5 protein-coding genes are annotated in these 6959 nt (G+C 64.4%); 1 reads left to right on the forward strand and 4 read right to left on the reverse strand.

Annotated elements, in window-relative coordinates; all coding sequences use genetic code 11:
• Window positions 1–76: 76 nt before the first annotated feature.
• The gene (cls, locus tag C7H85_RS19120) at window positions 77–1534 is read left to right on the forward strand and encodes a cardiolipin synthase (RefSeq protein ID WP_106731308.1); all 1458 of its coding nucleotides are present in this window, start codon (window positions 77–79) and stop codon (window positions 1532–1534) included.
• Window positions 1535–1663: 129 nt separating this feature from the next.
• On the opposite strand, the gene C7H85_RS19125 is transcribed toward cls, so the two are convergent.
• The 4 genes from C7H85_RS19125 to radD form a co-directional block, all read right to left on the reverse strand.
• A complete protein-coding gene (locus tag C7H85_RS19125) occupies window positions 1664–2878 on the reverse strand; it encodes a pyridoxal phosphate-dependent aminotransferase (protein WP_106731309.1) in 1215 nt (404 codons plus the stop codon).
• A gap of 286 nt (window positions 2879–3164) precedes the next feature.
• Complete coding sequence (locus C7H85_RS19130; protein ID WP_106731310.1) at window positions 3165–3428, reverse strand: GrxA family glutaredoxin; 264 nt, start codon at window positions 3426–3428, stop codon at window positions 3165–3167.
• Between the two features lie 76 nt (window positions 3429–3504).
• Entirely contained in the window at window positions 3505–4935 is a 1431-nt protein-coding gene (gene dacB, locus C7H85_RS19135; RefSeq protein WP_106731311.1) for a D-alanyl-D-alanine carboxypeptidase/D-alanyl-D-alanine endopeptidase, read from the reverse strand.
• A gap of 11 nt (window positions 4936–4946) precedes the next feature.
• Window positions 4947–6689 (reverse strand): DNA repair helicase RadD, encoded by a 1743-nt coding sequence (radD, locus tag C7H85_RS19140; protein WP_106731312.1) that lies wholly within the window; start codon window positions 6687–6689, stop codon window positions 4947–4949.
• Between the last annotated feature and the right edge of the window lie 270 nt (window positions 6690–6959).

Below are 6959 nucleotides of genomic sequence, written 5' to 3' on the forward strand. Positions count from 1 at the left end.
CTATACACTTATAAAGCACATTCTGGAAGCGCCGCGCCCCGCAGCGGCAGATCCGGTTGCCTGGGAGCGGTTTTCGTTGAGTGATTATCTTTACACACTACTGGGCTGGTTGCTATTTCTGCTGCACACCAGCCTGGTCATCGGGGTGACGCTCAGGGTGATCATGAAGCGTCGGCCGGTGGGGGTGTCGTTGGCCTGGCTGGCGCTGATCTACGCCATTCCCGTGCTGGGCGTGGCGACCTACATCCTGTTCGGCGAGGTCCGCCTGGGACGCAAGCGGGCGGAACGGGCCAAGTCCATGTACCGGCCCCACGCGGACTGGATCAACGTGCTGGTGGCGCGCTTTCCGGGCCAGCGCTTCGAGGTCAGCGACCAGGTCCGTCCCATCTATGAACTGGTCAAGGCGCGGCTCAACATGCCGATGCTGAGTGGCAACGAGATGGCGCTGTTGCAGCAGCCGGGGGATATCCTGGCGGCCATGCTGGCGGATATCTGCGCCGCGCGCAGTTCCTGCTACCTGGAGTTCTATATCTGGCATCCGGGTGGGCGGGCCGACGCCATCGCCTTCGCCCTGATGGACGCGGCGCGGCGCGGCGTGGACTGCCGGCTGCTGCTCGATTCGGTGGGCAGCGCCGACTTCTTCCGTAGCCGCTGGCCCAAACGTATGCGGGAGGCGGGGGTCAAGGTAGTGGAGGTGCTGCCGGTGGGTGCCTTCCGGGTGCTGTTCGAACGCCAGGATCTGCGCATGCATCGCAAACTGGCGGTGATCGACGACGCCGTGGCCTATACCGGCTCCATGAACCTGGTGGATCCCGCCTGCTTCAAGCAGGACGCGGGAGTGGGCCAGTGGGTCGACATCATGCTGCGCATCCGCGGCCCCATGGTGCCCATCCTCTGGTCGCTGTTCGTATGGGACTGGGAGATGGAAACCGGCGAGCGGTTGCTGGAACAACTGGAATATCACCCGGTCCGCTGTCTCGACAACCAACTGAAGCTGCAGCTGCTGCCCTCGGGACCCTTCATGGGCGGCGACGCCATCGCCCAGAGCCTGCTCACCGCGGTCTACCAGGCCCGGCGCCGGCTGGTGCTGATCACCCCCTATTTCGTGCCCGACGATCCCCTGGTGGCGGCGCTGTGTTCGGCGGTGGACCGGGGGGTGGAAGTACAGTTGGTGCTGCCCGCCAGGAACGACTCGCGCATGGTCAATTACGCCTGCAACGCCTTCTTCGACGAACTGCTGCACGCCGGGGTCGAGATCCACCTCTATGCCGCCGGCCTGCTGCACACCAAGTGCGTGCTGGTGGATCACCAGTTCGCGCTGGTGGGGACGGTCAACCTGGACAAGCGCAGCCTGTGGCTGAACTTCGAGATGACGCTGCTGGTGGACGACGGCCAGGCGATGGGCGAGTTGCTGCAGCTGGCGGACGGCTACCTGGCCGACGCCACGCCCCTGTCCTGGCTGGAGTGGCGCAAGCGGCCGCTGCGCCGGCGGGTGGTGGAGAACCTGTTCTATCTGCTGAGCCCGCTGCTGTAGCTTTAAGCGAGAAGCTGGAAGGCGCCTGGCGTTGTATAACGATAAGGAGTCATCGTCCGGCGTCGAGCCGATCTGTGAAAATAAAAATGGCGCTGCATTGCAGCGCCGTGTTTTATTTTGCTTCCAGCTTTACTGCCGGTAATGTTTGAGGAAGCGGGCGATGCGGCCGATGGCGTCCTCGATATCGTCCACCCGGGGCAGGGTGACCAGGCGGAAGTGATCCGGTTTGGGCCAGTTGAAGCCGGTACCCTGCACGATCAGCAGTTTCTCCTGCAGCAGCAGGTCGTACACCATTTTCTGATCGTCCTTGATGTCGTACACCTTGGGATCCAGCCGGGGGAACAGGTAGATGGCGCCCTTGGGCTTGACGCAAGAAATGCCGGGGATCTGGTTGAGCAGCTCCCAGGCCTTGTCCCGTTGCTGGCGCAGGCGGCCGCCGGGCAGCACCAGTTCGTTGATGCTCTGGTAACCGCCAAGCGCGGCCTGGATGGAATGCTGCATGGGCACGTTGGCGCACAGCCGCATGGAGGAGAGCATTTCCAGCCCCTCGATGTAGTCCCGGGCCTGGTGCTTGGGGCCGCTCAGCATCATCCAGCCCTGGCGGAAGCCGGCGGCGCGATAGCTCTTCGACAGGCCGTTGAAGGTCGCCACCAGCACGTCGTCGCACAGGGTGCACACCGAGTGGTGGGCCACGTCGTCATAGAGGATCTTGTCGTAGATCTCGTCGGCGAAGATAATGAGCTTGTTCTGGCGGGCGATCTCCACCACTTCCAGCAGGAACTCGCTGCCGTAGACGGCGCCGGTGGGGTTGTTGGGGTTGATCAGCACTATACCTTTGGTGCGCGGGCTGATCTTGGCCCTGATGTCGTCCAGATCCGGGTACCAGTCGGCCCCTTCGTCGCACAGGTAGTGGACCGCCTTGCCGCCGGACAGGGTGACCGCCGCCGTCCACAGCGGGTAGTCCGGGGCCGGCACCAGGATTTCGTCGCCGTTGTTGAGCAGGGCCTGCATCGCCATCACGATCAGCTCGGAGACGCCGTTGCCGATATAGATGTCGTCCAGATCGGTGGTACGCAGCCCCTTCTGCTGGTAATACTGCATCACCGCCTTGCGTGCCGAAAACAGCCCCTTGGAATCGCAGTAGCCCTGGCTGGTCGGCAGGTTGACGATGACGTCCTTCAGCAGCTCTTCCGGCGCGTCGAAGCCGAAGGGCGCCGGGTTGCCGATATTGAGCTTGAGAATACGGTGGCCTTCGTCTTCCAGCCGGCGGGCTTCCTTGTGCACGGGCCCGCGAATGTCGTAACAGACGTTGTCCAGCTTGTGAGATTTTTCTACGGAGTACATGGGTGCTAACGGCCTCGGATTGATAAACTGGCCATGATCGTCACAGACAAACAAGAAGGCGCCGGGCGGCACGCTAAGGTGCGCCGGGGCATGAAGCTATCCGGGAGCAGACAAGCCAGCACTGACAAGTGATGGGTCCATGATGGGGCTTTGACACCGAGATGAAAAGAGGCAATTGGCGGGTTTTGAAGAAAAAATATTGCCAGAGCCGTTTTTTGACAAATATTGTCATGGGGCCGATAAAAAGGCGGCCCGGGGGCCGCCAAAGGTAGTGCAAGGAAATCGGTTACTGGAACAGGCCCAGGTGCTCTTTGGCATAGGCCTCGAACTCGGTGCAGCCGCCGATGTGCTTTTGGTCGAGGAAAATCTGCGGTACCGTGCTGACCGGCTTGCCGACGGTCTTCTCCAGGTCTTCCTTGGAAATACCTTCGGCGTGAATGTCCACGTAACGGAACTTGAAATCCTCTCGGGATTCGGTCAGTTTTTCGGCAAGCTCCTTGGCCCGTACACAATAAGGGCAAGCGGGACGACCAAAAATCACTGCGAACATAGGGCTCTCTCCTGTTTGATTTGCTGAAGCCAGTATAAAGACCGGCTCGGCATTATATAAATCGTTAATTCATTTGCTATTGATTGGTTCTGGCGATGGCGCCACCGGTCACCACCGCCTCCAGCCATTGCCGTTCGAAGCGGCGGGCCGGCCATTCGCCTTCGCCCCGGGCGAGTTGCCGCTCGTGCTCGGGGCTTACCGACAGGCCGTTCTGCAGCAGCACGAAGGCCTTGCGCTCCCCGCTCCGGGTGTCGACAAAACCGGCCAGGTTCTGCACATGGGCGATGGTGCCGGTCTTGGCGGTGATCTGACCCTTGAGTGGTGGATTGACCACGCTGCGGCGGTAGCGCAGGGTGCCGCTTTCGCCGCTGACCGGCAGCAGCGCCATCAGCCACCGGGCCCGGGGATCCTGGCTGATGACCAGCAGCACCGCCAGCAGGTCCTGGGCCCGCAGCAGGTTGTGGGCCGAGAGGCCAGAGCCGTCCGCCAGCCAGGAGGGGCCGAGGTCGATGCCGGCCTGCTCGGCGAGAATGCGACGCACGGCCTCGGTACCGTTGCGGAAACTGCCGGGCTGGTGGAAATAGTCGGCGCCCAGGGCGCGCAACAGGCTGTCGGCGTAGAGGTTGTCCGAGTGGGCGAGGATGCGCCGGCTGATCTCGCGCAGCGGGGCCGAGGGGTGGCTGGCCAGCCGGGTCCAGCCGGTGGTGTCGAGGCGGCCCGGCTCGATCGTGCCGGTCAGGGTGATGCCGGCCTGGGCCAGGGCCCAGCGGGCCAGTTGTTCCCCCCAGGCGTCCACCTGCTGGATGGCGAAACGCAGCGGCAGCGGCTCCTCGCTCGGCCCCACGCAGCCGGTCAGGTGGTAGTGGTTGGGTGGACGCATCGCCACTTCCAGCTCGCAGAAGCGGCGCTCGCGCTCGGTCTTGCCCAGCACTTCCACCTCGGCGCTGACCGTGACCGGCTGATGGGCCGGCACCGTGGCCCGGCCAGGCTGGCCGGACCGGGCATAGAGGGCGCCCTGTACGCAGTTGCGGTCGAGGATCAGTGCCGCGGCCGGCGCCGTATAACAGACGCTCAGATCGTTCCAGGACCAGCCATTGCCCCTGTCGTAACCCGAGAAACGGCCCTGGTTCAGCACCAGGTTGCCGTTGACCCGGCGGATGCCGGCAGCGGCCAGCAACGCCTGCAGTTGCTCCCGGGTCAGGCCGGGATCGCCGGCGAAGTCGATCAGCAGATCGCCGTACAGGGTGCCGTCCCGCAGTTGTCCCCGGGTCTTGAGTTCGGTCTGGTAGCGCCAGTCCGGCCCCAGTTGCAGGGCCGCCGCCAGGGTGGTGAGCAGCTTCTGGGTGGAGGCGGGTTTGAGCAGCAGCTCGGCATTGTGCGTAGCCTCGATCTGGCCGTTGGCGGCGTCGGCCAGCATCCAGGCCGACTGGCCGTGGTCGGGTGGCATGGCCGCCTGGGCGGTCGTGGTGAAGGCAAGGGCAAGCAGGCCCGCGAGGTAAGGTTTCATCGACGCTCTTTTTATTGTGAGTGGGCGGTACGGAACCGGCCCTGGTAATCGAAGATTTTTTGTTTTATCTGCCAGCTTTTCCGGTGCTGGCGGGCAATCACGAAATCCGGGTGCCGGAAACGCCCGGCACAGGCTATGACCTCCGCCAGGCTGTTAAAGTTCGGCTCCTGGCCCGGGGCGGGCCAGTGGGGAGCCACGAAGTCCCGGAAAAAGCGGCCCTTGGGCCCCTTGGCGTCGAAACCATACCATTGCACCAGCTCGGTGCCGTCTTCATCGTGATAGGTGACCTTGAGCGCGGGACCGTATTTGCCGGCGGTTTCTTCCAGGCTCAGGCCGGCGCAGCGCAGCACCAGGGCATCCTTTAGCGCCAGGGCGGCCTTCAGCTGCTGGTCCGGGTCCACCAGCAGGTGGCCGCAGTCGTGGCACTGGCGGGCGGCGATGTCGTTTTCCGCCAGGCACCGGGGGCAGGACTTGAAGCGAAAGCGGTAGCCGCACTCCTCCCGCCGGCCCTCGTCGTCCTCGAACAGGCCCTGGCAGCGGCGGCCGAAGTGTTCCAGCACCCGGCCCTCGGCATCCACCTTGCCCCAGAAGATATTGGCGAAACCGCAGGCCGGGCAGGGCACCTGCACCTGGGTGGTATCCGGGTGGGGGCGAGGCTCGCCCACTTCCGGGGCGAAGATATCCATGTTGTTGCCGGCGTAGTCGAGCACCAGGCAGTCGCTCTTGCCCGGACTGAGCCGCAGGCCCCGGCCCACTATCTGCTGGTACAGGGCCACCGACTGGGTGGGTCGCAAGATAGCGATGAGATCCACGTGGGGGGCGTCGAAGCCGGTGGTGAGCACCGCCACGTTGACCAGGTACTTGAGCTCCCGGGCCTTGAAGCGGCGGATGATGGCATCCCGATCCGGGCCTGGGGTCGCGCCGGTGACCAGCGCCGTTTCTGCTTCCGGCAGCAGGCCGGCCACCTCGGCGGCGTGGCGCACGGTGGCGGCGAAGATCATCACCCCTTGCCGGGACTCGGCGTAGTCTTTGATTTGCTCTACCACCCGGGGCGTGACCCGGGGCTGGCGTTTGAGCTCCCGATCCAGTTCCTGCTCGCTGAACAGCCCCTGTTCATACAGCCGGGAGAAGTCGTAGTGCACCACGGGGGCGTCCACCAGTTGCGGCGGGCACAGGTAGCCCTGCTTGATCATCAGCCGCAGCGGCAGCTCGAACAGGCAGTGTTTGAAAAAGCGCTTTGAGCGGCTGCGCACCATGCCGTGGTGGTGGCTCTGGTAGATCCAGCCCAGCCCCAGCCGGTAGGGGGTGGCGGTGAGCCCCAGCACCTTGAGCCCGGGGTTGTCCCGGCGCAGGTGGTTGACCACCTGCAGATACTGGCTGTCATCGTCGTCCGACACCCGGTGGCATTCGTCGATGATCACCAGGCTGAAGCCGGAAAAGGCGTCCAGGTTGCGCGCCACCGACTGCACCGAGCCGAATACCACCTGGGTATGGGCCTGTTTCCGGCCCAGGCCGGCGGAGAAGATGGCCGCCTCCCGGCCGTAGGCCCGGTACTTGGCGTGGTTCTGCTCCACCAGCTCCTTGACGTGGGCCAGCACCAGCACCCGGCCCCGGGCCAGGCGGGCCAGCTCGGCGATCACCAGGCTCTTGCCGGCGCCGGTGGGCAGCACCAGCAGCCCCGGCTCGGGGTGGCGGCGAAAGTAGTCCAGGGTGCGGTCGACCGCTTCCTGCTGATAGGGGCGAAGGGTGAACATGGGGGCAGCAGCACCATCTCATCACAAGGATGGAAATGGTACTGTTACTGCTGGACAAGTACCAGCACAAGCGGGGCTCCCGCCCTGTCAGGTTCACCCTTGCCGGTATCCGTCAAGGGGCGAATCAATAGAAGGTCTTGCCATCGGCGGCCAGCTGGCGCAGTCCGGGGCTCACTTGATAGAGGGGGCCCAGGTGGGCGAATTTGTCGGCCAGGGCCACGTAGTTGGCCAGGCCCAGGGTATCCAGGTAGCGGAACACGCCGCCGCGGA

Source organism: Zobellella endophytica (assembly GCF_003012775.1).
Classification (GTDB): Bacteria; Pseudomonadota; Gammaproteobacteria; order Enterobacterales; family Aeromonadaceae; genus Oceanimonas; species Oceanimonas endophytica.